The following is a 26,361-nucleotide window of genomic DNA, read 5'->3' on the forward strand; positions in this document are numbered from 1 at the left end:
CGGATGATCGTGAAGATCAAGCCGAAACAGGTGGAAGAAGCCTCACCTCCTGCGCGAAGGTGAAGTAGGGCACGCACAATCCGGGGGGGGGGCGGGATGCGGAATGCTGCAGCCACCACCCCTGGTTGACCCAAAGGTTGCGTGAAGAAGTTGGTAAATGTGTGCGCCCAGGACGCTGCCGGGTGGTCCTGACGATCAGAAACATAACAAGAATGAATTAAAGGAGTCTCATGGCGAAATTGACTGAAGCACGCACCATAGAAGTGAACATCGACACCGTCCAGGATTGGCAGCCTGACATCCGGCTGAATGCCGGTGATGTGAACGGGCGGATTATACGCGCGGTCATCACCGATGACAGGCAAAACGTGAATGAAGGTGGGTTGACGGCCCGCCTCTTGTTCAATGCCTTCCCGGGGTCACGCAAAAAGGCGGGTGGCTACGTGACCATGACCGCCGTTCCCGGTCAGGAGACGGCGACCTTCGAAGCGACCGTACCCAGGGCCGCCCTGGCGGGGGGAACCTGCGCCTTGGGCGTGGAACTCACCGACAGCGATGGTTCCATTGTCTGCACCCGTACCTTCAACGCCCTCGTCGAACCCTCCGTCCTCAATCTGGAAAGTGAGGAGGGTGAGGACGCGCTCAAAGAACTCCATAGCGGAATCGATGCGATGCACGCCGGGACCGTTGCCGCCGGCCAGGCGGCGGGACAGGCTTTATTGGCGGCCGGTAAGGCGCAGGAAGCGGCCAAGACAGCCGAAACTGCTGCCAGCCTGGCTTTAAAGGCCGGCCAGGGAATCAGCCTCGGCCCAGAGCCGCCGCTTGCGGCGAAGCCGGGGCATGTGTGGCTGGTGGAGTCTCAACTGAAGCGCAAACCTCTGTACCCGGGTGGGACCATTTGGCCAGGGCCTGCCACCTACCCCGAAAGACCGGGGCGACTGGCCGATGGATGTCACAAGATCAGCGCCATCAGACGCTATGAGGGCCAGGACGACCATGGACAAGACCAATGGACCGGCTTCAAGCTGGACCTGACGGAAATCAACAAGGAGGAAAAGTAATGATTAACACGAATAAGGGCAGTGAATTGGGTCCGAAGATGGATCAGGCACCGGCTGCCATGACCCCTTCCACGCAGGAGGAGACGACCGGCACCAGCCCATGGCGTCACGAGTCTCGGACTTGGAAGGACGGGGAGGCGGGAGGGACGCCCATTACGGCCGCGGCCCTCAACCAGATAGACACCGAACTGGCATCCCTCTTCGCATCCACTCCCGTGTACACGGTGATAGATAAGGACGACCCGGTTCCATCCAAGCCTTGTACGGTACAGGTCGTCGATCGTGACGGCAACTATCAAGGCAGCTGGTATGACAGCGGGGTCGGCCGTGTGCAAGTGGGCTGGCGTTGCACCTCGCTCTCGTACGTCGTAAACCCCTTCGGTTTTTCAAAGGACATGGGTACAGTGTCTGTGAGGTCTTTCTGGTCCCCGCTGCCGGTGGACGTGCCGGTCTCCAACGACGGGTCTCTGGTTGGCACTTTGCCGGATACCTTCCGCCCCTTCGAGACTGAGACAGGCCTGCTCCTGAGTAGCGGTTTCACTCTAATCGGGGCTGTGCTGGTGTCCAATGATGGGCAGGTGCGCATTAGAACCAGGGGCACCGCCATTGAGGCCGGAACGCGAGTGACCTTGGCTTCTTTCGCTTACCATGCCAAAGCCTAGGTGTGTCCTGGAATGAGTGTGGATGCTTCATTGGAGGTTTTAGGCTGGATTGTTCCGGTCGTGTTGAGCGGCCTGGTGGGTTGGTTGTCCAGGGGTCTGACCCGCCTGCATGAGGCGGAGAAAGCCCGGGATGAGGCGCAGGAGGCGCGTGACAGGGCCATGCAGACCGGGCTGCGCACCCTCCTGCGTGCGGAGTTGCTGGACATCTACACCAGGCATGTGGTGCGCAAGAAGCCGATCGGCGTTAGCATCCAGGATGAGGCCGAGCGGGTCTACCGCGCCTATCACGAGCTGGGGGGCAACGGGACGGGCACCTGGATGCATGAGCGGATCATGAGCCTTGACGCATGTCGGGACGAGGTCGGGGGAGCGGGGCAATGAAACACCTGCTCATGGCCCTCCCGGCCGTCCTCATGGCCGTGTCTGTCTGCCTGGGTGTGCTGGCTTTCATCGGCTGGCTGCTCAAGCCGCTGGCCCTCTTGGCCCTGGGCGTGCTCCTCATCACGGCCTGACACACAAACACACATATCGATCATGGCCACTCCGGACGGGGTGGCTTTTTTCATGCCCCCGGGAGGGGGCGGATTGGAGGTCCGTGATGGACCAGACGAATGAGCCGGTGGTGCAGCCGCAGGGCGGCAGCCTGCCGCCGGAGACCATACCGGTCATCGCCGAAGCGCGGGCCGCCGCAGTCGTGGCCGGCCTCGACGGGGAGGGGGATTGACCATGGGCAACGTCAACGTCCTCATCAACAGGATGCGTTACTGGTGCACCGGCACGAGCCTGGGGTACAGCCAGGCCGACCGGTGGGACATCAGGCCGGGCGGCAACTGCGACTGCTCCAGCCTGGTGATCCACTGCCTGCGCGAGGCCGGCTTCGACACCGGGTCCGCCACCTACACCGGCAACCTGAGCTCCAACCTGACGGCCAGGGGGTGGCGTCGCCTGCCCGCCGACGGCAGGCCACAAGCCGGCGACATCCTGTTGAACGACCGATGTCATGTGGCCGTCTTCCTGGGTGGCGGCCTGCTGGCCCAGGCCTCCGCCAGCGAGCACGGCACCATCAACGGGACCGGCGGCGACCAGACCGGACACGAAACCAACGTGCGCGGTTACTACAGCTATCCCTGGGACTGCTACCTGCGCTACGGGTCGGCACCAGTACCACCCAAGCCTGCCGTCCCGCAGATCGAGGTGGACGGCTCCTGCGGCCCCGCCACGGTCAGACGCTGGCAGCAGGTCATGGGCACACAGGCCGACGGGGTGGTCTCCGGGCAGGTGGAGCCGGACGGGCGCACCTACGCCAGGCCAAGCCTGGCCTCCTGCACGTATGGAGGGTATGGCAGCCAGCTCATCCGCGCCGTGCAGGCCAGGCTGGGCCTGGCCCGGGACGGGCTGCTGGGCCCGGCCACCATCCGCGCGATCCAGGCGCATCTGGGGGTGGTGCAGGACGGCAGTTTCGGGCCCGCGACCGTCAGGGCCCTCCAGGCCCGGCTCAACCAAGGAACCTTCTGAAAGGATGGATGACACCATGACAGACAGCGATCCCATGCCCGAGCATGCCTCGGACCAGCCTGGTTACACGCCGGTCTTCCCCGACGCGGTGCGCACCGCCATCTACGTCATATGCCTGGCCGCGGGCGTGGCGGCCCTGGGCTGCATGACCTTCGGCCAGCCCGAGATCGGAGGGTTCATCGCCACCGCCGCCTCCCTGATCGCCGCCGGCTTCGGCGTCACCTACAACCCCATCAGACTCGCAGGCAAATAAACGGAATATACTGCATGTCGGCTTTCGCCCTCGAAGATTGCGGCGAAAGCCTGCATGCGTCCGTGATAGGTCATGTGGCAAGGCATGGATGAAATGGAAACGGATGTAAGCCGAATCTCCTCTCATTAGGAGACCCTCTGAGCTGGTATCACTGGAATTGTTGCTTCATTGAACCAGGAGAAGAGACGGAAATGATTCTCCATCGGGTTGGATGCCAAGCTCCCTTGAGCGCATCGCGACTGCCCGCCACCTGGCTCTCGAAATATGTCTTGTCATTTCATCGCTCTCGGGCTGCGTCGGGTCCCATATTTTGATGACAGTCATCGTTGATGCGTTTGACAAACGAATTGTCAGATTTAATTAGCTGGGATAAGGCCATGGGTATATTGATTGAGCGAGTGGAACACTGGGAGTAAGGATTGCGATGGTACAAGATCCCGCACGGACCGGGGGCTCGGTACAGCATGGTCGGATTGCTTGGATTGATGTTGCTAAAGGCATAGCCATGCTGCTGGTATTTTATGGGCATCTGCCTGGCAGTGGTGATAATCCATGGTTCCCGGATTTGATGACCAGCCGAAGCGTCGTTTATCTTTTCCACATGCCCCTCTTCTTTGTGCTCTCAGGAATCACATTTCACCCATCCAAGGGATTCAGGCAATTTGCGGGTAGTCGCTTACGTCGACTTATCGTTCCATATTATTTTTTCTCGTTGTACGCCCTGATGAAAATTGTCTTGAAGGTTGTGGCTCCTGCCATATTCGCTTCATTCCACGGCGAGGCAATGGGATCTTGGCGCTCTGAACTGCTCAATATAGTCCTGGGAAATTCAATCGGTCTTTGGTTCTTTTGGGCGTTGTTCTGGGGTGACCTCGTTCTGTGGTTACTCGCAAAATTTCCGAAAGCAGTGCAAGGAGCCTTTTGCCTGCTATGTCTTTTGGCATGGCCGTTCGTGCCGGTTTCCCATGTTGAGTTGCCCTTCCAACTTTGGGGAGTATTCGAAGCTGTAGCCTTTACCGGGCTGGGCTGGCTTCTGTCAGGTACTTTGGAAAAGGAGAGCAGGATGGCCAGCTCGGTGTTCTTGATCATTTCAATGGCAGTGTTTGCGGTAAGCGCTTGCATTGCGCTAAGTCCCTCGCACAACCCGATCAAGGTTTATGTTGTCAAGCTGTTCGCAGCTGTAAGTGGCTCGTTGATGATTGTGTTCTTGGCGAAGGGTCTCATACAATCCAACAGTCTTCTTCAGTATATCGGTCGTGACACTTTGATTTTTTATGGATTGAACGGTCTCTCCCTCGCCGTCTCTAAAGGGGTCTTCTTCCGGATCGTACCTGTGTCATTTGTCCGTTCTAATGTTTGGTCCCAGCTGCTGGCGGGGATGATTGTCCTTTGTCTGGCCTGTCTGCTGTGTGCTGCTCTCAAGCCGCTGATTCACCGTTATTGCTGGTGGGCCATCGGATCGACAAACCCCGTCAAGAAGACAGTATCCAATAACTAAGAAGAGGAAGGGACGAGTAAGCGATCAGAAAGGCCTTATGGCTATAATCTCTGATTTCTGCCTTGCCTGCAACCAGCATGAGGATGGATGGATTCCTTCCTGCTTACGAATAATCGGATGTGGGGAGGGTGCACACTGCTGTGCAGCACCGGTCAGATTGTTGTGGATTCCTTTGTTGGTCCCCAGCGGAGTTTCCCAGGGTCAGGTTTGGAGGGGGCATTGTTTGCTCTTCATGTCTGCAAGTGGCAAGCCCCTCACGCATATTTATGGTAAATCAGCAGGGTGGCCACTTATCCTCGGTTGCCCGGCTCTCTTTCTTCCCTGTCTTTTGTGACCGGTTTCAACCGAAAGGACGGCCGGTATTGGCTGCGAAGTTTACGGTAGCTTGAATCAGTTGCATGGGGACAGGGAAGTCCGGAAGTCGTTGACGGCTGCAGGTGATTTGAGGTGTCGCGTGAAGCCCCCAGTCGAGGTTGGGCGAAGGTCTTTCCGTGTGGATGGTGTCAGCGGTATTTCACAGGGTGACGAGCATTCTGTTTATCTCGCGTCGGATGCTGCGTTTTATGTGGTTGCCGTAATACCATCCGGGTTTTGTCCGCATGAATTCAGTGGGTGAGTTCCAGAACGGGGTCCCCAGCGTCTGCATGTAGGTGTGCTCAGGCCCTTTATGCTGACCCCTGCCTACGTAAAAAGGTCATCGCCTTAGTCCGTCCCTGTCGCAAGAACCACCATCGCACCGATTCCGATCATAACTACGGCAACTGTCAAACCGACAGGCAAACAGTTATTCCACCTTGTCGCTCATACTGAGACCGGCGCACTAATACATCGGCGTTTTGACCAGGTCGCATCAGCCCGTGGCATGCTCAACTTCAAGCTGGAAGTGCGGCAGGTACTCACATGGCCCACCTATGAATTCGGCAGGATTTCGGTTCTATCAGGTTTGGGATGAGCCAGTACGTCGTGACGGCATAGCGGCTCATAGGGTCGACAGCCCCTGCCGTCAGGGTGTTCAGTCCTGGAGTTCCAATCCTCGGCCGTCTTGGTGGTAGGGGGAGCCCGGGTGGGATCCGAGAATCTGCGCACCTTCGACGATGGCCCATACCCATGAGATGATGGGGCCTACCACGACGATTGCAAGGAATATGGTGATCAGCAGCTGGGCGACCCCTCGTCCGGTCTTGCCCAGGTAAAAGTTGTGGATGCCGAACTCACCAAGGAAGAAGGCGTAAATGGCCGCCGTGACCTTGGACTTGTCGGACATGCCCGGGCCGTACACGTATTGTGCCTGCCTCTGCCAGGGTTGGACGGGGCTTTGATATCCGTTCATGCCGGGGTCCTGTGGCGCTCCCGGAGTTTGTGAGTATGGGTTCTGCGGGCCGTAAGCGGCATCCGGCGCCGACGACCGGGACTGATTGGCTGTCCCCTGCTCTGGTGACCCCTCTTGTAGCGGCTGGTAAGGATTGCTCATGACTATTACTCCTCTTTAACCTGCTGGCCATTTGATACGTCTTTATATATTTGTGGTATGTCGACCAGAACTCAGTGTCTAGTACAATGTTAGCCATTTTGATTCTCTTTTTAGAGTAATGGCAGGCCGTTCCGCGATTCTTCGGATGTCCATAGATATAAAAAGACCCCGACTTCCTTGTGGGGAGTAGGGGTTTGTGGTGGGGTGGCTAACGCGGTTCGAACGCGCGACCTCCTGAACCACAATCAGGTGCTCTACCGACTGAGCTATAGCCACCATGTCAAACGAACTCGTCAGGCGATTTCGTGCAACAGATGGAACTATACACCAACCTGCCGAGGGGCACGCCGACGATAAGGGAAAAGCCCATTTCCTCTTTACAAGGCCGTGATTGTGCCGGAACGGTGGGAGGGGGAGGAGGGGGAGGGAACACTCTGCTGCCCTGCCGTGATCATTGACCCTGTTGGTTCAGTGCATCCACAATCGGTCGGTAGTCCAGGATGAGGTCATCAAGATGCTTGGCTGCGTTGGCCGTGCTGGTGGATGGCAGACAGGTCATGGGGACGGTCAGCCCGCTCCGGTCGAGGAGGGGGAGGCAGAGACGCCTGTAGAGTTCACCGGCCTTGCGACCGGTGGTGAACACATGACGTATCGGAGCCGAACGGATTATGAGACCGATGTCATTGGGAACCGGATTGACGATGCTGGAGTCGCTTGTCCCCTGGATGTCACACTCGGCCAGGACGTCCCATAGGGCGATCCGGTGGTCCAGGGCGTACCGCCGGCGGGTCGCGGGATCGGGTCTGGGCACAGGCGTGTGGAGGAGGGCTGCCAGGACAGGCCAGAACCGGTTACGGGGGAACATGTAGTAGAAACCCGCCTCACGTGACTTCGTGCTGGGCATGGTTCCCAGTATGAGCACCTGTGACGAACCGTCCCAGACCGGGCCGAATCCATGCTCGACATGCATCATGACTTCCAGGTTAGTCTCATGGCGATCGTACCCGCAGCCTGAAGCGGTCAGCAGGTTCTTCCGGGCATTAGATTGAGATACTTGGCCGCCGGCCGCCATATGATGCGATCCGGCCTGCCGGTTTTGTCCGGTTCACCCGAAAAGCCCGGCGATGGGGGCGGCGGTGCCCACGGTCACGAAGAAGACCACAAGACTGGTGAAACTTTCTATCATCCCCACGTGCAATATCGGGATTCTCCTTTTCTTTCCGACCAGGGGGGTGATTGCGGCCCTTGCCAGGGATATCAAGGCGGCGGCCAGGGGCCAGAATCCCACTCGGGGGAGCACCCATGCGGCTGCGGCGCACAGGATCAGGTTCCAGGCCACCGAGGCGGCATAGCACCATGGGTTCCTGCGCTCGCGGATCATGGACTTGACGAAGAGGACGGAGCCGAACTCCGTGTAGGCGAACATCAGCGCAGCCACCAGGCCGATAAGGGGGAACGCCCGTGCGGGGAAGAAACCTTCCGCAAAGCAGTTGACGGCAGGGTCGGGGGAGCAGCCGAAGTAGGAGGTCATGAGGACGGCGGTCTGCCCCCTTCCCCCTGATCGGACCGCGTGACCTGCCTGGCCCTGTGCTGCGGCCCCCATCGATACTTCGATGAGGCAGAGGGTGCTGGCTGCGATTACCGATACCAGGTTGTTCCACAGGCTGCGTTCCGACCTGGTCCAAGCAGCCCAGAAGGTCAGGGCCGCAAGGAGGGCGTAGAGGGGCACCCAGCGCAGGAGGCCGGGTGTGCTCACAAGCAGGGCCAGGCCGGAGACGGCGGTCAGACCGGCATAGGTGGCCGCCGGTGGCAGGAAACGGTCGGACATGTGGGAAACCAACCAGCGGGAGGCGGTGAATTCCGTGCAGTAGCAGAGCAGCCAGGTCACGAAGACGAGAACGTTGCGCCAGGTGAGGCCGCCTATCAGCATTCCGGCCAGGGGCGGCAGGAGGGCCATGGCCCAGGCCCCGGGTTGGTTGGGGACCCAGAGGTGGGCCAGACGCGAGAGCCTGCTTCCAGGGGCCGGCTTCGTCTTCTGGCCCGCTCTCGCCTTCTCCGCTTTAAAGCGGTCCCCGGTCTGGTCCCGGCTCCCGTCCGCTGCATGTCTGCTCTGGCTCATGGATTCAGCCTATGCCCGATGATCTGCCCGGACAAGCTTTTTCATGATTGCTGCCCGCGCTGCTTATATGTGCGTTGAGAGCCCTATTATTTGGAGGGCATGCTTCACATCCCGGCAGGCGGCAGGGCGGGTCGATGCAAAGAGAATGCATGTAAATAGGTATCATCTGGCAGAGGGAGGTCGCCGATCATGGGTGATGTGACCATCAAACGCGTGTATGAGCCGGCCGAGGCAGGTGACGGCATCAGGGTCCTGGTCGACAGGCTCTGGCCTAGGGGGATGACCAGGGAGAGGGCCGCCCTTGAATGCTGGTTGAAGGATGTGGCCCCCAGCCAGGAACTTCGTAAGTGGTGGGGCCATGACCCGGCCCGGTTCGCAGATTTTGCCAACCGCTACCGCTGCGAATTGGAGGAGAACCCCGCAGTGGACGACCTCTTGGCCATCGTCAGGGAGCACGACCTGACCACTCTTGTCTATGCCGCCCGAGACAGGACGATCAACCATGCGGCCGTCCTGCGGGAGTATCTGGTCCAGGCCCTTGCCGACCAGGCACAAACGCCTGCAGCATAGCCGTCGGCACTTGTCCGCCCGCGTGTTACACTATTAATCGTGTGTGCCGGCACCATGCCTTATGTGACAGGCCTGGTCGCCGGGATATCCCTGAGTCCGTCGATGGCCCGCAGCAATGTGTCGCCGGAGGACGAGGGGCCATCGGGCCGGTGGACAGTGGCTGATTTCTCCCGTTCATGCGGGTGACTGCGGCTGCGGTGTGGCGGCTTCACTGAAACAGGAACCTACAGGTACCTCAAGAGTCATGAACCTACTGAATCGGAGAGAATCAGTTGCCAACAATTGAACAGCTCGTCCGCAAAGGACGTAAGGCCAAGCCTCGCAAGTCGAAGACTCTGGCATTGAAGGGCAGCCCGCTGCGTCGTGGCGTCTGCACCCGTGTCTACACCACCACCCCGAAGAAGCCGAACTCGGCGCTGCGCAAGGTGGCCCGTGTCCGTCTGAGCTCGGGCATCGAGGTCAGCGCATATATCCCCGGTGAGGGCCACAACCTGCAGGAGCACTCCATCGTGCTCGTCCGCGGTGGCCGTGTCAAGGATCTGCCCGGCGTGCGCTACCACATCGTGCGCGGTGCACTCGACACCCAGGGAGTCAAGGATCGCAAGCAGGGACGTTCCCTGTACGGAGCAAAGAAGGCCAAGTAAACCATGTCACGTAAAGGTCCAGCCAAGAAGCATCAGCTCCTGCCCGATCCCATTTATGGTTCGACCGTGGTGGCCCAGCTGATCAACAAGATCCTGCTCGACGGCAAGAAGTCCATCGCCGAGAACATCGTCTACACGGCCTTGGAGCAGGTCAAAGAGAAGACGGATCAGGAGCCTGTGGCCGTGCTCAAGCGCGCCCTGGACAACATCCGTCCCAGCCTTGAGGTCCGCAGCCGCCGTGTCGGCGGCGCCACCTACCAGGTGCCTGTCGAGGTCAAGCCCAACCGCGCAAACACGCTCTCCCTGCGCTGGCTGACCGACTACAGCCGTGCCCGCCGTGAAAAGACCATGTCGGAGCGTCTGGCCAACGAGATCCTCGATGCCTCCAACGGGCTGGGAGCTTCCGTCAAGCGCCGCGAGGACACCCACAAGATGGCCGAGGCCAACAAGGCCTTCGCTCATTATCGCTGGTAATAACAAGAGAGCGAGAACAAGGAAATTATGGCACAAGACGTGCTCACGGACCTCACCAAGGTCCGCAACATCGGCATCATGGCCCACATCGATGCCGGAAAGACAACGACGACCGAGCGTATTCTCTACTACACCGGCGTCAATTACAAGATCGGCGAGACCCATGACGGCGCCTCCACGATGGACTGGATGGACCAGGAGAAGGAACGTGGCATCACGATCACCTCCGCCGCCATCACGGCCTTCTGGAACCGTCAGTCCCATGACCCCGAGGACCGCTTCCAGATCAACATCATCGACACCCCCGGCCACGTGGACTTCACGGCCGAGGTGGAGCGCTCCCTGCGTGTGCTCGATGGGGCCGTTGCGGTCTTCGATGGCAAGGAGGGCGTGGAGCCCCAGTCCGAGACCGTCTGGCGTCAGGCCGACAAGTATGGTGTGCCCCGCATCTGCTTCATCAACAAGATGGACAAGCTGGGCGCCGACTTCTATTACTCGGTGAAGACCATCAAGGAGAAGCTGGGGGTCAGGCCCCTGGTCATGCAGCTGCCTATCGGCGCCGAGAACGATTTCCACGGCGTGGTCGACCTGGTGCGTATGGTCGCCTACTACTGGAAGGACGAGGCCGACCTGGGCGCCAAGTACGAGACCATCGACATCCCCGATGACCTCAAGGAGAAGGCGGAGCAGTACCGCACCGAGTTGATCGAAGCCGTGGCCGAGACCGACGAGGGGTTGCTGGAGAAGTACCTGGGTGGCGAGGAGATCAGCCAGCCTGAAATCCGTGCCGCAGTGCGCAAGATGACGATCGACCAATCCGCCTTCCCGGTCTTCTGCGGGTCGGCCTTCAAGGACAAGGGCGTTCAGCCCATGCTGGATGCCGTCGTGGACTACCTGCCCAGCCCGGAGGACGTGCCTGCCATCAGGGGCTACCAGGTCGGTGACGAGTCGGTCGAGCTGGACCGCAAGCCCACCATCGACGAACCCTTCTCCGCCCTGGCCTTCAAGGTCGCCACCCACCCCTTCTACGGCAAGCTCATCTATGTGCGTGTCTACTCCGGCAAGGTGGCCCAGGGCGATTCCATCCTGGACTCGACCAAGGGCAAGAAGGAGCGCGTCGGCAAGCTCTTCCAGATGCATTCCAACAAGGAGAACCCGGTCGACGAGGCCATCGCAGGCAACATCTACGCCTTCGTGGGTCTGAAGAACGTCACCACGGGCGATACCCTGTGCGACGAGAAGGCCCCGATCGTCCTCGAGTCCATGACCTTCCCCGACCCCGTCATCGAGGTCGCCGTGGAGCCCAAGACCAAGGCCGACCAGGAGAAGATGGGCGTGGCCCTGCAGAAGCTCTCCGAGGAGGACCCCACCTTCCAGGTCAAGACCGACGAGGAGTCCGGCCAGACGCTGATTTCCGGCATGGGCGAGCTCCAGCTGGACATCCTGGTGGACCGCATGCGCCGCGAGTTCCACGTCGAATGCAACGTGGGCAAGCCCCAGGTGGCTTACCGCGAGACCATCCGCAAGGCCGTGATGAACCAGGAGTACACCCACAAGAAGCAGACGGGTGGTTCCGGGCAGTTCGCCAAGGTCCTCATGAACTTCGAACCGCTTGACACCTCCGAGGGGGAGACCTACCTCTTCGAGAACAAGGTCACGGGCGGTCATATCACCAAGGAGTTCATCCCCTCGGTCGACGCAGGTGTGCAGGAGGCCATGGAGTCCGGCATCCTGGCAGGCTTCCCCGTCGTTGGCGTCAAGGCCACCCTGACCGACGGACAGATCCACGAGGTCGACTCTTCGGAGATGGCCTTCAAGATCGCAGGTTCGATGTGCTTCAAGACCGCCGCCCCCAAGGCCAAGCCGGTCATTCTCGAGCCGATCATGGCCGTCGAGGTGCGCACACCGGAGGAGTACATGGGCGACGTGATGGGCGACATCAACTCCCGTCGTGGATCCATCCAGTCCATGACCGATGCCACCGGCGTCAAGGTCATCGATGCCAAGGTCCCCCTGTCCGAGATGTTCGGTTACATCGGTGACCTGAGGTCCAAGACCCAAGGCCGTGCCATGTTCACCATGCAGATGGACTCTTATGCCGAGGTCCCCAAGGCCATCAGCGATGAGATCATCAAGGCCCAGAGGGGCGAGTGAACCAGGTCGATCCGTCCCTGTGACGGGCCGCAACGCCGGTGACCGCCTGTCGCAAGTCAGCGCTACACTTTTGTAGCGCTGACTGGGCGGAGGGCATAACTGGCAAAGAACCCAATTACCCAGTAATATGTAGCCAGTGTCCTGTGCGTGGTTCGCACGGGCAAACTACGAAACGTCCAGGAGGACAAGTACATGGCAAAGGAAAAGTACGAGCGGACCAAGCCGCACGTTAACATCGGCACCATCGGCCACGTGGACCACGGCAAGACGACCCTGACGGCCGCCATCTCCAAGGTGCTCCACGAGGAGTACCCCGATGTGAACCCTGAGTACGATTTCAACCAGATTGACGCCGCACCCGAAGAGAAGGAACGCGGCATCACCATCAACATCGCCCACATCGAGTACCAGACGGCCAAGCGCCACTACGCGCACGTCGACTGCCCGGGCCACGCCGACTTCGTGAAGAACATGATCACCGGTGCCGCCCAGATGGATGGCGCCATCCTCGTTGTCGCCGCCACCGACGGCCCCATGGCGCAGACCCGTGAGCACGTCCTGCTGGCCCGCCAGGTCGGCGTGCCGAAGATCCTGGTCGCCCTGAACAAGTGCGACATGGTCGACGACGAAGAGCTGATCGAGCTGGTCGAGGAGGAGGTCCGCGACCTTCTGGACGAGAACGGCTTCGACCGTGACTGCCCCGTCATCCGCACCTCCGCCTACGGCGCCCTGCATGACGATGCGCCCGATCACGACAAGTGGGTCCAGACCATCAAGGATCTGATGGATGCCGTCGACGACTACATCCCCACCCCTGTCCATGACCTTGACAAGCCCTTCCTGATGCCCATCGAGGATGTCTTCACGATCTCCGGACGTGGCACCGTGGTCACCGGCCGTGTCGAGCGTGGCAAGCTGCCTGTGAACACCCCTGTCGAGATCGTCGGCATCCGTGACACCCAGACCACCACGGTCACCTCCATCGAGACCTTCCACAAGCAGATGGACGAGGCCGAGGCCGGAGACAACACGGGTCTGCTCCTGCGCGGCATCGGCCGTGAGGACGTCGAGCGTGGCCAGGTCGTGGCCGCCCCCGGCACCGTGACCCCTCACCACAAGTTCGAGGGCGAGGTCTACGTCCTCACCAAGGACGAGGGTGGCCGCCACTCGCCGTTCTTCTCGAACTACCGTCCGCAGTTCTACTTCCGCACCACCGACGTGACCGGCGTCATCACCCTGCCCGAGGGCGTCGAGATGGTCCAGCCCGGCGATCACGCCACCTTCGGTGTCGAGCTGATTCAGCCCGTCGCCATGGAGGAGGGCCTGACCTTCGCAGTGCGTGAAGGTGGCCACACGGTCGGTTCAGGCCGTGTCACCAAGATCATCGAGTAGTCTCAGGCTGCCTGACCGGCCAGGATCCTCAGATGGATTCGGTCGGCGGGGCCGTGTGACTGCCTGTCGGTGAGGTCCCGAGGACCGTCCGCAGGCACGATGAGACCGTCAGAAGGGCCGGTCCGGTTGGTTTCCAGCCGGGCCGGCCTTTTTTCGGACCCGGAGCCAGGAGAGCCCCGGGGGCGTTCTTGCCTGCCCCTGCCAGGATGGTCCCCGTTTATCCCCTGAGAGGGAGAGGGGGCGGCGTGTTTATGCGCCGTGGCATAATAAGCAAGGATTCAATACGAGAAGACCGGCCGTCGGCCGGCCCCGACCGGAGCGTGGTCATCAGTGAATCTGCCAGGCGGCGAAAGGCCGCAGGACCCTCCGGCGGAAGATATGCAGATAGGTGGTTTGAACGTGGCACAGACATCGAACGACATCAAGAACGGTTCGGTCCTCAACCTGGATGGCAAGCTCTGGACGGTCATCAAGTTCCAGCATGTCAAGCCGGGCAAGGGTCCGGCCTTCGTGCGGACCACCATCAAGGACGTCCTGAGCGGGAAGATCGTGGACAGGACCTTCAACGCCGGCATGAAGATGGAATTCGAGACCGTGGACAACCGTTCCATGCAGTACTCCTACCGGGACGGCGACAACTTCGTCTTCATGGACATGAACACATACGAGCAGGTCAACATCCCCGCCGAGTTGATCGGCGACCAGGAAAACTACCTCCTCGAGGGAACGGACTGTGTCATCAGCTTCCATGACGGCACCCCCCTGTCGGTCGAACTGCCCGCCTCAGTCATCCTGACGGTGACCCACACCGAGCCCGGTGTGCAGGGCAATCGTTCCAACGCAGGCACCAAGCCCGCCACGGTCGAAACCGGGGCGGAGATCCAGGTCCCCCTCTTCGTGGGGGAGGGCGAAAAGGTCAAGGTGGACACCCGCGACGGTTCCTATCTGGGCCGCGAGAACTGAGGCCAAGCGGTACATGGCACGTTCCACAGCCCGCAAAAGGGCGCTGAACACCCTATATGAGGCGGATGAGAAGGGTCAGGATTTCCTGACCCTCCTGGATGAGCGCATCGCCAATCCGGGGGCCCAGACCCCCCTGCCGGACTATGCCATAGAGATAGTGCGGGGGGTCGCGGAGCACCGTCGTCAGATCGACGAGATTCTGGATCGGCACTCCACCCGCTGGCCCCTGCGCAGGATGCACGTAATCGACCGCAACATCCTGCGTATAGCCACCTGGGAGATCCTTTACAACCCCGAGGTCCCAGGAAAGGTAGCAATCGACGAGGCCCTCAGCCTGGCCAAGACCCTCAGCGATTCAGACTCGCCCTCTTTCATACACGGCCTCCTGAGCGCCGTCAGGAAGGAAGAAGAGGAAAGGGCCGACCACGACGAGCACGCCCAGGCCCGTCGCGAAGAGGCCGAACGGATTGCCGCCCTGGCGCAGGCCGAGGCCGAAAAGGCCGAGTCCGAAGCAGGTCTGCCCGAAGCAGCCGAGGCGACCGAAGCGCCTTCGGACCAGGAGTCCCAGGCCGGGCAGCCGCAGGACGACGGGGAGGCATCGGACGATGCGGACGGGGACGGCCGGTCTCTCGATGACCTCAGCCTTCCCTCCCTGGGTCAGCTCTCGGTAGGAGGGTCCCTTGCACACGGGGAGGGGGACCCGGCAGGGTCCGAGTGAGAGGGGGGGGGGCGTTTCACTGCCCTCTTTCTTGCAGGCCCCCGGCGGGGGCACATTCCGGTGATTGTACTGCCCCCGCCTCCCGTTTCCCCTACGTGGTCTTCCATCCTGCCCCGACCCGTTCGCCTGATGGGTCGGGGCGGTTCCGGGCCTGTGCTTGCAGGCAGGAACCCGCCCGCCGGATTCAAATCCAAGGGTGTGACTAGGATTGCCTCGAATATCCGCAGACGTCAAGGGGGCTCGGTGAACCTGAAGGACACCAACGCCATTGCCGCCGATAGCCGTTTCCCGAAACAAGCCGTCCTGATCCTGGAGGACGGGGAAGTGTATTCGGGCGAGGTATTCGGCGCAACCGGCTCGACGATGGGTGAGATAGTTTTCACGACTGGGATGACCGGCTACCAGGAAACACTGACCGATCCCAGTTATGACAGGCAGATAGTGGTGCAGACCTTCCCGCACATAGGGGATACGGGGGTCAATCAGGAGGACGCTGAATCGTCCAGGATCTGGGTCTGTGGCTATGTGGTCCGGGAGTCAAGTCCCAACGTCAGCAATTGGCGGGCCGACGGTTCCCTGCAAGACCAATTGGTCGATCAAGGCATCGTCGGCATCAAGGGGATCGACACACGCCGGCTCGTAAGGCACCTGCGTTCCGCAGGGGTCATGCGGGCCGGTATTTTTTCAGGTGCCGAAGGACTCCTTGGGGCCGATCGCAGGCCCCTCTCCCTGCAGGACATGCTCGACCGGGTGCAGGCCGCCCCGATGATGAGCGGTTCCCACCTGACCGGTGAGGTCAGCACCGACAGGGTCTACACCATCGAGCCATGCGGCCCCTGCCAAGGCCGGGAGCCCGTCTGCACGGTCGCCGCCCTCGATCTGGGCATCAAATCCATGACCCCGCACCGTCTGGCCGAACGGGGCTGCAGGGTCCACGTGCTCCCTCTGGGCACCAGCCTCGAAGAGATCACGGCCCTCGGCCCTGATGGGGTCTTCTTCTCCAACGGCCCCGGCGACCCTTCCACGGCCGACGGGGAGGTGGATCTCCTCCGCCAGGTGCTGGATGCAGGCCTGCCCTTCTTCGGAATCTGCCTGGGCAACCAGCTCCTGGGGCGGGCACTGGGCTTCGAGACCTACAAGCTGAAGTTCGGCCATCGGGGCATCAACCAGCCTGTCAAGGACCTGACCACCGGGAAGGTGGAGATAACCGCCCACAACCACGGGTTCGCCGTCGCCGCCCCCATCGGGCAGCCGGTCCTGGCCCCCTTTGCGGGTGGACGTTACGGCCGGGTGAGGGTGTCGCATGTGGACCTGAACGACAGGGTGGTGGAGGGACTGCAGTGTCTCGACATCCCCGCCTTCTCCGTCCAATACCACCCGGAGGCGGCCGCCGGCCCCCACGATGCCTCCTACCTGTTCGATCGTTTCATTGACATGATGAAGGGTGCAAGGCCTGCAAGGTCCGAGGGGGCCACCATGGAAGGGGGAGCGCATGCCTAGGCGTCAGGACATCCATTCGGTGATGGTCATAGGGTCGGGTCCGATCGTGATCGGGCAGGCGGCAGAGTTCGATTATTCCGGCACCCAGGCCTGCCGAGTGCTCAAGGAGGAGGGGATCAGGGTCATCCTTGTCAACTCCAATCCGGCCACCATAATGACCGATCCGGAGATGGCGGATGCCACCTACATCGAACCCATCACTGTCCCCTTCCTGGAAAAGGTCATAGCCAAGGAGCGACCGGATGCCCTCCTCCCCACCCTGGGCGGGCAGACGGCCCTGAACGCGGCCATGGATCTGGGCCAGGCCGGTGTCCTGGAGAAGTACCAGGTTGAGCTTATCGGCGCTTCCCTCGAGGCCATCGACAGGGGGGAGGACCGTGAGCTCTTCAAACAGGTGGTGGAGGGGGCAGGCGCCGAGTCGGCCAAGTCCCGCATCGCCCACTCCATGGCCGAGGCCGAGGCCGTGGCCGATGAGCTGGGCTACCCCCTGGTGGTCCGTCCCAGTTTCACGATGGGGGGTCTTGGGTCGGGGATAGCCCATGATGCGGATGAACTCCACAGGATAGCGGGTGCCGGCCTGCATTACTCCCCGACGGACGAGATCCTCCTCGAGGAGGGGATCGAGGGCTGGAAGGAGTATGAGCTCGAGCTCATGCGCGACCGCAAGGACAACGTGGTCGTCGTCTGCCCGATTGAAAACGTCGATCCCGTGGGGGTCCACACGGGTGATTCCATCACGGTGGCCCCGGTCTTCACCCTGACCGACCGGGAGTACCAGCGGATGCGCGACATCGGCATCGCCATCATCCGCGGGGTGGGCGTAGACACGGGCGGCTGCAACATCCAATTCGCCGTCAACCCGGACAACGGGCGGATCATCGTGATCGAGATGAACCCCCGCGTCTCGCGTTCCTCCGCCCTGGCCTCCAAGGCCACAGGCTTTCCCATCGCCAAGATAGCCACCAAACTGGCCCTGGGCTACACCCTCGATGAGATCGAGAACGATATCACCAGGTCGACCCCGGCCTCCTTCGAGCCCACAATCGACTACGTGGTGACCAAGATCCCCCGTTTCGCCTTCGAGAAGTTTCCCGGGGCCGACACCACCCTGACCACCTCCATGAAGTCGGTGGGGGAGGCCATGGCCCTGGCGGGGAACTTCCAGGAGTCCCTGGGCAAGGCCATGCGTTCCATCGACAAGCGGCACATGACCTTCAACTGGGACGGGCCCCGGCCCGGCCAGGCCGAGGTGGACCGCCTCCTGGAGCTCATGCACACCCCCACCGAGCATCGGTACCTGCAGATCCAACGGGCCATCTGGGGAGGTGCCACAGTCGATCGGATCCACGAGGCCACCAGGATCGACCCCTGGTTCCTGGAGCAGATCCGCCTGATCAACGATCTCGCCATGGCCGTGCGCAGGTCGGAGGTCCTGGACGAAGACCTGCTGCGTCGGGCCAAGAAGGCGGGACTGAGCGATTTGCAGATCGCCCACCTGCGCGGGATGGGCGATCAGGGGGAGGCGGTCGTTCGCGAGCTGCGCTGGGCCTTCGGCATCCGCCCGGTCTACAAGACCGTCGACACCTGCGCGGCGGAATTCGACGCGGTCACGCCCTACTACTACTCCTGCTATGCCGACGAGTCCGAACTCAGGCCCAGGGACCGGGAGGCGGTGATCATCCTGGGGTCCGGCCCCAACAGGATCGGGCAGGGGGTCGAGTTCGACTACACCTGCGTCCACGCGGTCCAGGAGCTGGGCAAGGACTATGACACGATCATGGTCAACTGCAATCCCGAGACCGTATCCACCGATTATGACATGTCGGACAGGCTGTATTTCGAACCCCTCACCTTCGAGGACGTCCTGGAGATATACCAGGCCGAGAAGAAGATGGGGCCGGTCAAGGGCGTCATCGTCCAGCTGGGCGGTCAAACCCCCCTCTCCCTGGCCGCCAGGCTCAAAGAGGCAGGCGTCCCCATCCTGGGGACCAGCCCCGAGTCGATCGACATGGCGGAGAACCGGGAGCTCTTCGGCCAGGTGCTCAAGAAGGAGGGCCTCAACGCCCCCCGTTACGGCACGGCCCACTCCCTGGATGAGGCCCGCATGGCCGCCCGGTCCATCGGATACCCCGTCCTGGTGCGCCCATCCTATGTCCTGGGCGGCAGGGGGATGGAGATCGTCTTCGACGACGACCAGCTGGCCACCTATGTCAACCGGGCCCTGGAGGAGGCCCGCGCGGACACCGTGGTCTCCGGCCGTCTGCCCTCTCCGCTCCTGATCGACAAGTTCCTCCAGGACGCAATCGAGATAGACGTGGACGCCCTCTTCGACGGGGAGGAACTGTACATCGGCGGGATCATGGAGCACGTGCAGGAGGCCGGCGTCCACTCGGGCGACGCGGCCTGCACCCTGCCCCCCTCCACCCTGTCCGACGACCAGATCCGGCGGCTCCGTCAGGCCACCTATTCAATTGCCCAGGGCTGCGGGGTCCGGGGGTTGATCAACGTGCAGTACGCCTTCATGGCCAACACGCTCTACGTGATAGAGGCCAACCCCCGGGCCTCCAGGACCGTCCCCTTCGCCTCCAAGGCCACCGGAACGGCCCTGGCCAAGGCGGCCGCCAGGATCATGGTGGGGCAGACAGTGGCCGACCAGCGGGCCAGTGGCCTCCTCCTGCCCGCCCACGACGGTGGGTCGGTCCGCATCGGCCAGCCCGTGGCCGTCAAGGAGTCGGTCCTTCCATTCAAGCGCTTCCGCACTCCCCTGGGCCGGACGGTCGACATCCTTCTGGGTCCGGAGATGCGTTCCACAGGAGAGGTCATGGGGTTCGACAGGGACTTCCCCCACGCCTTCGCCAAGAGCCAGTTGGCCGCCTATCAGGGAGGGCTCCCCACAGGGGGTGTCGTCTTCCTTTCGGTCAACGACGGTGACAAGCGCCAACTGCCCATGATAGCCGCCAGGCTCAAGGAGCTGGGCTTCGAGATCTGCGCCACGGGCGGCACGGCCTCCGTCCTGCGTCGCTATGGCATAGACGTGGGCGTGGTCGACAAGATCACCGATCCAGAAGCAGGACAGGCCAGGGCCGGAGTGGATGCAGACGGGGTCAGGTGGATAGGGAGGAACCCGGTGGAACTGATCGAGGACGGGAAAATCGACATGGTCCTCAACACGCCGTCCTCACGAGACTCACGCTCCGACGGCTACCTGATCAGGGTGGCCTCCATCGCCGCTGACATACCGCAGTTCACCACCATGACAGAGTTCTCCGCCGCCCTGATGGCCATCGATGCCGTCAAGGAGGGGGACTATGAGGTCCGCAGCATCCAGGAGAGGGCCCAGGAGGTCCTCAGCCTGGAGAGCAGGGAGGGCTGATGACGCGCCCTGACACCGTCTTGCTGTAAAGTTGACCTATTGCGCGGTCGGACGGGACGGGTCCCTCCGGCCCCCGGACATTCCGGAGGGCCGGTCGCGGGGACCTTCCGGGAGGGTCCGGCCGGGTCAGTCAGGAAAGGTGCATACATGAGCGCGATCGCTGAACCCAATCCAACTGCCGGTTCCAGGCAGGCAGGAGGGGCAGGCGGCAGGCGCAGGCTGGTCGTTCTGACCGGCCCCACGGCCGTGGGCAAGGGAACGGTGGAGGCGGCCCTGCGCTCGCGGCACCCGGAGGTGTGGGTGTCCGTATCGGCCACGACCCGTGCCCCCCGTCCGGGAGAAAAGGACGGGATCACATACTGGTTCATGGACGAGGCGGAGTTCGCCCGCCGCGACCGGGCCGGCGACTTCCTGGAGAGCGCCCTGGTCCATGGCATGTCCCACTACGCCACCCCCCTGAAGCCGGTATTGGAGCACATGGCCCAGGGTGTCCCCACGATTCTGGAGATCGACCTGCAAGGGGCCCACAGGGTCCGCCAGAGGGCGGGCGAACTGGGCCTGGACGTGGTCTACGTCTTCCTGGCCCCGCCCAGTTTCGACGACCTCATCCGCCGTCTGGCCAAGCGGGGGACCGAAAACGAGGAGCAGCGCCGGAGAAGGCTGGAGACCGCCAAGGTGGAATTGGCCTCCGAGAAAGAGTTCGACGTGGTCATCGTCAACGACGACGTCGAACGGGCGGCCGATGCCCTCTGGCAGGTCATCCGCAAGGAGTACGACCTGGACTGATGCCAGGCGGCCCCCGTCCGGCCCCTCCTGTGTTCCCAGGGCTTACAGGTCACGCGAAAATCGAGCCCGGGCGGTAGACTTGGCCCTGTTTGAACGATTGATTCATGCATTGCATTGGAGACCTCACATATGACATCATTCGGTACCGATCCTCATCCTCAGGGCCTTGCCGACCCTCCCATCGACGACCTGATGCAGCACGCGGATTCCAAGTACGCGCTGTCCATCTTCGCCGCCAAGCGGGCCCGTCAGATCAACTCCTACTTCACCCAGCTCAATGAGGGACTGTTGCAGAACGTGGGCCCCCTGGTGGAGTATCAGAACCAGGAGAAGCCCCTGTCCATCGCCTTCAGGGAGATCAACGAGGGCCTCTTGGAGGAGACCCTGGGCGAGGACGACCTGAGCGAGGGGAACTGACCGGACCTTCCGGTTCCATAGGCACGGCCGCCCGAGGCTGATCACGTGGTCGCGCATCATTGAAAAGGTGGAGAAGTATGACAGAGCGACGACTGATCACTGCGGAATCGGTGACTGAGGGCCACCCCGACAAGATCTGCGACCAGATATCAGATGCCATCCTGGACGACCTCATAGCCCAGGATCCACACTCCCACGTGGCCGTGGAGACCTCGGCCGCCACGGGTCAGTTCTTCGTGTTCGGCGAGGTGACCTCCCAGGGCTACACGGACATACAGCGTCAGGTCCGCTCGGTCCTTCGCCGTATCGGTTACACATCCTCGGAGATAGGTCTTGACGCAGACTCCTGCGGGGTCATGGTCTCCATCAGCGAGCAGAGCTCGGAGATCAACCAGGGGGTGGATCGCCTCAGCGAAAGCCAGGAGAGCGCAGCCACCCGTGAGGAGCGCTACGAGGCCCAGGGGGCCGGCGACCAGGGTGTCATGTTCGGTTACGCCTGCGACGAGACGGATGAGCTCATGCCCCTGCCCATCCATCTGGCGCATCGTCTGGCCTTCCGCCTGGCCCAGGTCCGCAAGGAGGGGATTGTGCCCCACCTTCGCCCCGACGGGAAGACCCAGGTGACCATCGAGTACGACGAGAATGATCGCCCCCTACGTGTGGACACGGTCCTCATCTCCACCCAGCATGACCCTGAGGCCAGTCATGACTGGCTTCAGGCGCAGCTTGTGGAGCATGTGATCAACCCGGTCCTGGACGAGGTCTGCGGGGAAGCCGTGGAGCATGAGGGCTACCGGATCCTGGTCAACCCCACAGGTTCCTTCGTCCTGGGCGGCCCGGCGGCCGATGCCGGTCTGACGGGGCGCAAGATCATCGTCGATACATACGGCGGTGCCGCCCACCATGGCGGCGGCGCCTTCTCCGGAAAGGATCCCAGCAAGGTGGACCGTTCCGCCGCATACGCCGCCCGCTGGGTCGCCAAGAACATCGTCGCCGCGGGCCTGGCCCACAAGGTGGAGGTCCAGGTGGCCTACGCCATAGGCGTGGCCGACCCGGTCAGCGTGAACGTCGAGACCTATGGGACCGAGCAGGGGGCCACCAGGGACCAGATTCAGGAGGCCGTCCGCAAGGTCTTCGACCTGCGTCCGGCTGCCATCATCGACGAGCTCGACCTCCTCAGGCCCATCTATTCGAAGACGGCGGCATACGGGCACTTCGGCCGTAATGACCCGGACTTCACCTGGGAGAATGTCGACAAGGTCGGCGAGCTGAAGGCTGCGGTCGCTGTGGCCCGTTGACGGGCCGGGACCGCCCGGACGGGGCGGTCCGCAGATTCAACCAAGGCCGTGGTGCCCCTTCCTGCCTGCTGTCGGCAGGGAGGGGCACGCGGCCTTTTCAGACCATGCCGTGGGCAGGGAGAGGAAACACGGGGAAGGAGACCGACCAGGTGGACCAGGATGTGCAGCAGCCGGCCCTCGACGGCCTGACGGTCCGGCCTGCCCGACGCAGGAAGCGGACGGCCAAGGCCGAGCCCCTGCACACGCCGGCCCCCGACCTCCCCATAGCCCAGGTGGTCCTTGATGTGCAGGCCACACATCTGGGGGGGACCTTCGACTACCTGGTCGATGCCAGGCAGGACAAGAGGGCCCAGCCCGGTGTCCCGGTCAGGGTCCATTTCGGCAGCCAGCGGGTGACCGGCATCATATGGGACCGACGGCCCTCCAGCCAGGTGCCCGTCTCGGCCCTGCGCTACCTGGAACAGATCCTCAGCCCCCATGTGGTCGTGTCAGACTCCATGCGGGAGGACATCGCCTCCATCGCCAGCGCCTATGGGGGGACCGAGGCCAACGTCCTGCGGATGGCCGTACCCCCCCGGGTGGCCAAGGTCGACAGGGAGCAGGGGTTGGTCGCCGGCCAGCCACGCCTGGCTTCCGACCTGGACTGGGTGGCTGCCCTGGATGCCTCAGTCCGCAGGGCGGAGGAGGGGCTGGCGGATGCTTATCCTGACCTGACCCGGCTGGGGGAGGCCTTGGAGGGTACGGGCTTCTCTTCCTGGGTGGTCGGCCTTCTGCCGGGGCCAGGGCAACGGTGGTCGATGACGGCATGGGTCCTGGCCAGGGCCCTCCTGGACGGCCGGTCGGCCATCTGCGTACTGCCGGACATGCGGCAGGTCGCCCGCCTGTCTGCCGCCCTCCAGGCCCTGGGCATGAGGCCTTTTTCGCCCGATACGGCAGCGGGCACCGGCCAGGCCGCGCCCGGGTGGACCGGGGACTTCGCAATACTGGGTTCTTCCATGCCGCCGGCCGACCGCTACCGGGCCTACCTGGCTGTGGCCTGCGGCCAGGTTCGTTGTGTCATAGGGCTCAGGGCGGCCATGTACGCCCCCGTGGAGGGGCCTGCCCTCTTTGCCCTCATGGATGATGCTTCTTACCAGTATGCGGACGGGAAGATGCCCTACGCCAACGCCCGTGGTGTGCTCAGACTGAGGGCCAGGGCACATGGCGGCGTATTCATGGCCCTGGGCCAGTCCCGCAGCGTCCGGTCACAGTGGGAGTGTGGCCCCGATGCCCTCGAGGTCGGTTCAGGGGTGACCGGGCCTGCCGGTGAGCTGGTGCCGGCCCGGGCAGGGCTGGCCGACCGGATGCCCTGGGTCCGGTGGCTCAACCGTGACGAGCTCATGAGACTGGCAGATGCGACCGTCGGGGCCAGGGTCCCGCACACGGCGGTCGCCGTACTGACCAAGGCCCTGAATTCTGGCCCCGTCCTCCTCTCCATCCCCCAGGACGGGGTGGGGGAGACCATGAGCTGCGCCTTCTGCCACCGGCAGGCCCGCTGTCGGCGTTGCACCGGCCCCCTCCAGGTGACCGGGGGGAATGCGGCCCCACGCTGCGCTTGGTGCGGGGCACCGGCCGTTGACTGGGTATGCCCCGGCTGCGGAAAGACCAGGATGAGGGCGATCAGGGTGGGGGCCGCCGGTACGGCCCGGGAGCTCCAGCTCCTCTTCCGTAATGTCCCGATTGTGATCTCCTCTGCCTCACAGCCGCGTGGGATCGTGGAAACCATAGAGGACAGGCCTGCCCTGGTGATCGCCACGCCCGGATCCGAACCCAGGGTGCGTCCCGGGGCCGATGGGAATGAGGGTGCCGGCTACCGGGCCGTGGCCATACTCGATGCATGGACCAGCCTGTACAGCCAGGGCGTCGATGCCAGCCTGGACACCCTGACCGCATGGATGAGGGTGGCGGGTCTCTGCCTGCCACGATCGGACGGCGGTCAGGTCCTCATCCTCGGTGAGACCTTCCCCCTCCTGGCACAGTCCCTGATGACCTGGAACCCCTCCCTGCTGGCCCGTGCAGAGCTGGACGACCGCAGACAGATGGGTTTCCCGCCCGCCTGTGCAGCAGCCACCGTATGGGGCAGGAGGGATGCGGTCATGCAGGTCCTCCAGGAGGCGGGGGCCTTGGACGGGGACTATGCCCTTCTTGAGACCGCCGAGGGCGAGGTCCCCGCCACCCTTGGGCCGGTGCCGATAGCCCCTCCCAAGACCCTGTCGAACCGCATACTGGTCCAGACGGCGGACAGGGTCCGCGCCCTGGTCAGGGTCCCCCCGGTCCGCAGGGACGAGATGGCCCTGCGGCTGAAGGCCAGCCAGGCCAAATATGTGGCGGGCAGGGGGAGGGGGGAGCTCCATTTCCATGTGGACCCCAAAGACCTCACCTGACCCGGCGGACCCATCCGCCCGCAACCCTCTTCCCTGCCAAGCCCTCCCGGCCGGCATGTCTTCGCGGGCGCCGGTCCGGGACCTTGCGGACCTGATCGCGGTCCCTTTGGGGCGGGCCCGGCGGCGGCCAGGGTCGAGGCGGCATGGTTCCATGGTTGCATTGGACGGCGTATTCAGACCGGCGCGGAGAGTTTGCCGGGGCGGGTCGTTCCGCGGGTCACGGTCCGTGGAAGGGAAGGAGACCTATGAAGGGCTGGCGAGGCGAGGTCGATGTGACACCGGACATCATCCTGAGTGACGAGGCGGCGACCTGTGTCAGGGACCTCCCCATCAAGAACGTCATCTTCGACTTCGGCAACGTCCTCATCTACTGGAAACCGGAGACGGCCATGATCGGCCGCTACTCGTCTCAGGCCATCGAGGCCATGCTGGACAATGACCGCTCCGGTTTCTTCGATGCCAATGACATCATGGACGGGGGAGGCACCTGCGCCCAGGCCCTGGAATGGGTCAGGGAGCACAAGGGGTCCCCCTGGGATGAGATGTTCTCTTACTATTGCGCCAACTTCCAGGACTCCCTGGACGGTCCGGTGCCTGGCGCCCGCAAGCTGGTGGGTGATCTGAAGGCTGCGGGGATCGGGGTCTGGGGCCTGTCGAACTGGGGCAGCGAGCTCTTTCCCATTGCCTGGAGGCGCTTTCCCATCCTGCATGGCCTGGATGGTCTTGTCGTGTCCGGCCCCATTCACATGCGCAAGCCCGACCCGGTCATCTTCAAGTACGCCCTGGACCGGTTCGGAGTCGGAGCGGATGGCTGCCTCTTCGTCGACGACAAGGGGATGAATGTGGTCGGAGCGAACAAGGCCGGGATCCGCGGGTACAGGTTCACCGATCCGGACAGGCTGCGCGATACCCTGATCGGAGCGGGAATCGGGATCCCCCCGCTCATCTGAGGGAAGGCCGTCCCCTTCCGGCCCGCCGGAACCGGCCTTCCCGGGCGGTGGTCCTGGCCTGGCGGCTGCGGAGGATGATCCGTTGCATACGAAGATAAGGTGGTTTCATGAGCGAGGAAG

Annotated in this window: 25 protein-coding genes and 1 tRNA gene; 22 read left to right on the forward strand and 4 right to left on the reverse strand. The window is 62.7% G+C overall.

All coding sequences use genetic code 11. The annotated features are described in order from the left end of the window. Positions 1-230 precede the first annotated feature (230 nt). From V6584_RS02820 to V6584_RS02855, 8 genes are all read left to right on the forward strand, one after another. On the forward strand, positions 231-1,061 hold the full coding sequence (locus tag V6584_RS02820; RefSeq protein ID WP_340468913.1) for a hypothetical protein: 831 nt from the start codon (positions 231-233) through the stop codon (positions 1,059-1,061). Then, positions 1,061-1,723, forward strand: coding sequence for a hypothetical protein (locus tag V6584_RS02825; RefSeq protein ID WP_340468914.1), 663 nt, complete (start codon positions 1,061-1,063; stop codon positions 1,721-1,723). The genes V6584_RS02820 and V6584_RS02825 overlap by 1 nt, the downstream gene beginning before the upstream one ends. Positions 1,724-1,735: 12 nt before the next feature. Then, positions 1,736-2,104, forward strand: coding sequence for a hypothetical protein (locus V6584_RS02830; RefSeq protein ID WP_340468915.1), 369 nt, complete (start codon positions 1,736-1,738; stop codon positions 2,102-2,104). Then, positions 2,101-2,235, forward strand: coding sequence for a hypothetical protein (locus tag V6584_RS02835; protein ID WP_340468916.1), 135 nt, complete (start codon positions 2,101-2,103; stop codon positions 2,233-2,235). Before V6584_RS02830 ends, V6584_RS02835 begins: the two co-directional genes overlap by 4 nt. An 86-nt stretch (positions 2,236-2,321) precedes the next feature. Beyond that, positions 2,322-2,447 carry a hypothetical protein gene (locus tag V6584_RS02840; RefSeq protein WP_340468917.1) on the forward strand — a complete coding sequence of 42 codons (126 nt, stop codon included), beginning with the start codon at positions 2,322-2,324 and terminating at the stop codon, positions 2,445-2,447. Positions 2,448-2,449: 2 nt separating this feature from the next. Then, positions 2,450-3,238, forward strand: coding sequence for an endolysin-like domain-containing protein (locus V6584_RS02845; protein WP_340468918.1), 789 nt, complete (start codon positions 2,450-2,452; stop codon positions 3,236-3,238). A gap of 16 nt (positions 3,239-3,254) precedes the next feature. Beyond that, positions 3,255-3,491 (forward strand): hypothetical protein, encoded by a 237-nt coding sequence (locus tag V6584_RS02850; RefSeq protein ID WP_340468919.1) that lies wholly within the window; start codon positions 3,255-3,257, stop codon positions 3,489-3,491. Between the two features lie 424 nt (positions 3,492-3,915). Beyond that, positions 3,916-4,989, forward strand: coding sequence for an acyltransferase family protein (locus V6584_RS02855; RefSeq protein ID WP_340468920.1), 1,074 nt, complete (start codon positions 3,916-3,918; stop codon positions 4,987-4,989). 1,012 nt (positions 4,990-6,001) lie between these two features. Here V6584_RS02855 and V6584_RS02860 read toward each other — a convergent pair. From V6584_RS02860 to V6584_RS02875, 4 genes are all read right to left on the reverse strand, one after another. After that, positions 6,002-6,319: a TM2 domain-containing protein gene (locus V6584_RS02860; protein ID WP_340468921.1), complete on the reverse strand. Its 318-nt coding sequence runs from the start codon at positions 6,317-6,319 to the stop codon at positions 6,002-6,004. Positions 6,320-6,660: 341 nt separating this feature from the next. After that, positions 6,661-6,736 (reverse strand) — tRNA-His (locus V6584_RS02865). Between the two features lie 175 nt (positions 6,737-6,911). Next, positions 6,912-7,433, reverse strand: coding sequence for a DNA-deoxyinosine glycosylase (locus tag V6584_RS02870; protein ID WP_404802584.1), 522 nt, complete (start codon positions 7,431-7,433; stop codon positions 6,912-6,914). 132 nt (positions 7,434-7,565) lie between these two features. Then, positions 7,566-8,579: a YwiC-like family protein gene (locus tag V6584_RS02875; protein WP_340468922.1), complete on the reverse strand. Its 1,014-nt coding sequence runs from the start codon at positions 8,577-8,579 to the stop codon at positions 7,566-7,568. 189 nt (positions 8,580-8,768) lie between these two features. Between V6584_RS02875 and V6584_RS02880 the strand changes: the two genes are divergently transcribed. The 14 genes from V6584_RS02880 (at position 8,769) to V6584_RS02945 (ending at position 26,241) form a co-directional block, all read left to right on the forward strand. Beyond that, on the forward strand, positions 8,769-9,149 hold the full coding sequence (locus tag V6584_RS02880) for a DUF488 domain-containing protein (protein WP_340468923.1): 381 nt from the start codon (positions 8,769-8,771) through the stop codon (positions 9,147-9,149). A 272-nt stretch (positions 9,150-9,421) separates the two neighbouring features. After that, the gene (gene rpsL / locus V6584_RS02885; RefSeq protein WP_015022141.1) at positions 9,422-9,793 is read left to right on the forward strand and encodes a 30S ribosomal protein S12; all 372 of its coding nucleotides are present in this window, start codon (positions 9,422-9,424) and stop codon (positions 9,791-9,793) included. A 3-nt stretch (positions 9,794-9,796) separates the two neighbouring features. Then, the gene (rpsG, locus tag V6584_RS02890; RefSeq protein WP_340468926.1) at positions 9,797-10,267 is read left to right on the forward strand and encodes a 30S ribosomal protein S7; all 471 of its coding nucleotides are present in this window, start codon (positions 9,797-9,799) and stop codon (positions 10,265-10,267) included. A gap of 27 nt (positions 10,268-10,294) precedes the next feature. Next, positions 10,295-12,421: an elongation factor G gene (fusA, locus tag V6584_RS02895; RefSeq protein ID WP_340468927.1), complete on the forward strand. Its 2,127-nt coding sequence runs from the start codon at positions 10,295-10,297 to the stop codon at positions 12,419-12,421. 192 nt (positions 12,422-12,613) lie between these two features. Next, complete coding sequence (gene tuf, locus V6584_RS02900; RefSeq protein ID WP_340468928.1) at positions 12,614-13,813, forward strand: elongation factor Tu; 1,200 nt, start codon at positions 12,614-12,616, stop codon at positions 13,811-13,813. A 399-nt stretch (positions 13,814-14,212) separates the two neighbouring features. Further along, a complete protein-coding gene (gene efp / locus V6584_RS02905) occupies positions 14,213-14,776 on the forward strand; it encodes an elongation factor P (protein ID WP_340468929.1) in 564 nt (187 codons plus the stop codon). 13 nt (positions 14,777-14,789) lie between these two features. Further along, complete coding sequence (gene nusB, locus V6584_RS02910; RefSeq protein WP_340468930.1) at positions 14,790-15,494, forward strand: transcription antitermination factor NusB; 705 nt, start codon at positions 14,790-14,792, stop codon at positions 15,492-15,494. 243 nt (positions 15,495-15,737) lie between these two features. After that, on the forward strand, positions 15,738-16,994 hold the full coding sequence (carA, locus tag V6584_RS02915) for a glutamine-hydrolyzing carbamoyl-phosphate synthase small subunit (RefSeq protein WP_340468931.1): 1,257 nt from the start codon (positions 15,738-15,740) through the stop codon (positions 16,992-16,994). After that, positions 16,987-20,367, forward strand: coding sequence for a carbamoyl-phosphate synthase large subunit (carB, locus tag V6584_RS02920; RefSeq protein ID WP_340468932.1), 3,381 nt, complete (start codon positions 16,987-16,989; stop codon positions 20,365-20,367). The genes carA and carB overlap by 8 nt, the downstream gene beginning before the upstream one ends. 147 nt (positions 20,368-20,514) lie before the next feature. Beyond that, the gene (gene gmk, locus V6584_RS02925) at positions 20,515-21,153 is read left to right on the forward strand and encodes a guanylate kinase (protein ID WP_340468933.1); all 639 of its coding nucleotides are present in this window, start codon (positions 20,515-20,517) and stop codon (positions 21,151-21,153) included. Between the two features lie 129 nt (positions 21,154-21,282). Beyond that, positions 21,283-21,570, forward strand: a complete 288-nt coding sequence (gene rpoZ / locus V6584_RS02930) for a DNA-directed RNA polymerase subunit omega (protein ID WP_340468934.1) — start codon at positions 21,283-21,285, stop codon at positions 21,568-21,570. A gap of 77 nt (positions 21,571-21,647) precedes the next feature. After that, positions 21,648-22,868: a methionine adenosyltransferase gene (gene metK, locus V6584_RS02935; protein ID WP_340468935.1), complete on the forward strand. Its 1,221-nt coding sequence runs from the start codon at positions 21,648-21,650 to the stop codon at positions 22,866-22,868. Between the two features lie 104 nt (positions 22,869-22,972). Further along, positions 22,973-25,291: a primosomal protein N' family DNA-binding protein gene (locus tag V6584_RS02940; RefSeq protein ID WP_422678584.1), complete on the forward strand. Its 2,319-nt coding sequence runs from the start codon at positions 22,973-22,975 to the stop codon at positions 25,289-25,291. A 245-nt stretch (positions 25,292-25,536) separates the two neighbouring features. Then, on the forward strand, positions 25,537-26,241 hold the full coding sequence (locus V6584_RS02945; protein ID WP_340468937.1) for an HAD family hydrolase: 705 nt from the start codon (positions 25,537-25,539) through the stop codon (positions 26,239-26,241). The last annotated feature ends 120 nt before the right edge of the window (positions 26,242-26,361 follow it).

This window comes from Bifidobacterium favimelis (assembly GCF_037963085.1).
Classification (GTDB): Bacteria; Actinomycetota; Actinomycetes; order Actinomycetales; family Bifidobacteriaceae; genus Bombiscardovia; species Bombiscardovia favimelis.

Excerpts from the sequence above, each read along its gene's own strand:
- V6584_RS02830 (WP_340468915.1), top strand. The coding sequence starts at position 1,736 with ATGAGTGTGGATGCTTCATTGGAGGTTTTAGGCTGGATTGTTCCGGTC.
- metK (WP_340468935.1), top strand. The coding sequence starts at position 21,648 with ATGACAGAGCGACGACTGATCACTGCGGAATCGGTGACTGAGGGCCAC.
- V6584_RS02940 (WP_422678584.1), top strand. The coding sequence starts at position 22,973 with ATGCCGTGGGCAGGGAGAGGAAACACGGGGAAGGAGACCGACCAGGTG.
- V6584_RS02845 (WP_340468918.1), top strand. The coding sequence starts at position 2,450 with ATGGGCAACGTCAACGTCCTCATCAACAGGATGCGTTACTGGTGCACC.
- V6584_RS02835 (WP_340468916.1), top strand. The coding sequence starts at position 2,101 with ATGAAACACCTGCTCATGGCCCTCCCGGCCGTCCTCATGGCCGTGTCT.
- V6584_RS02945 (WP_340468937.1), top strand. The coding sequence starts at position 25,537 with ATGAAGGGCTGGCGAGGCGAGGTCGATGTGACACCGGACATCATCCTG.
- V6584_RS02855 (WP_340468920.1), top strand. The coding sequence starts at position 3,916 with ATGGTACAAGATCCCGCACGGACCGGGGGCTCGGTACAGCATGGTCGG.
- V6584_RS02875 (WP_340468922.1), bottom strand. The coding sequence starts at position 8,579 with ATGAGCCAGAGCAGACATGCAGCGGACGGGAGCCGGGACCAGACCGGG.
- V6584_RS02820 (WP_340468913.1), top strand. The coding sequence starts at position 231 with ATGGCGAAATTGACTGAAGCACGCACCATAGAAGTGAACATCGACACC.
- tuf (WP_340468928.1), top strand. The coding sequence starts at position 12,614 with ATGGCAAAGGAAAAGTACGAGCGGACCAAGCCGCACGTTAACATCGGC.
- rpoZ (WP_340468934.1), top strand. The coding sequence starts at position 21,283 with ATGACATCATTCGGTACCGATCCTCATCCTCAGGGCCTTGCCGACCCT.
- nusB (WP_340468930.1), top strand. The coding sequence starts at position 14,790 with ATGGCACGTTCCACAGCCCGCAAAAGGGCGCTGAACACCCTATATGAG.
- V6584_RS02825 (WP_340468914.1), top strand. The coding sequence starts at position 1,061 with ATGATTAACACGAATAAGGGCAGTGAATTGGGTCCGAAGATGGATCAG.
- gmk (WP_340468933.1), top strand. The coding sequence starts at position 20,515 with ATGAGCGCGATCGCTGAACCCAATCCAACTGCCGGTTCCAGGCAGGCA.
- V6584_RS02840 (WP_340468917.1), top strand. The coding sequence starts at position 2,322 with ATGGACCAGACGAATGAGCCGGTGGTGCAGCCGCAGGGCGGCAGCCTG.
- rpsG (WP_340468926.1), top strand. The coding sequence starts at position 9,797 with ATGTCACGTAAAGGTCCAGCCAAGAAGCATCAGCTCCTGCCCGATCCC.
- V6584_RS02860 (WP_340468921.1), bottom strand. The coding sequence starts at position 6,319 with ATGAACGGATATCAAAGCCCCGTCCAACCCTGGCAGAGGCAGGCACAA.
- carB (WP_340468932.1), top strand. The coding sequence starts at position 16,987 with ATGCCTAGGCGTCAGGACATCCATTCGGTGATGGTCATAGGGTCGGGT.
- fusA (WP_340468927.1), top strand. The coding sequence starts at position 10,295 with ATGGCACAAGACGTGCTCACGGACCTCACCAAGGTCCGCAACATCGGC.
- V6584_RS02880 (WP_340468923.1), top strand. The coding sequence starts at position 8,769 with ATGGGTGATGTGACCATCAAACGCGTGTATGAGCCGGCCGAGGCAGGT.
- V6584_RS02850 (WP_340468919.1), top strand. The coding sequence starts at position 3,255 with ATGACAGACAGCGATCCCATGCCCGAGCATGCCTCGGACCAGCCTGGT.
- V6584_RS02870 (WP_404802584.1), bottom strand. The coding sequence starts at position 7,433 with ATGATGCATGTCGAGCATGGATTCGGCCCGGTCTGGGACGGTTCGTCA.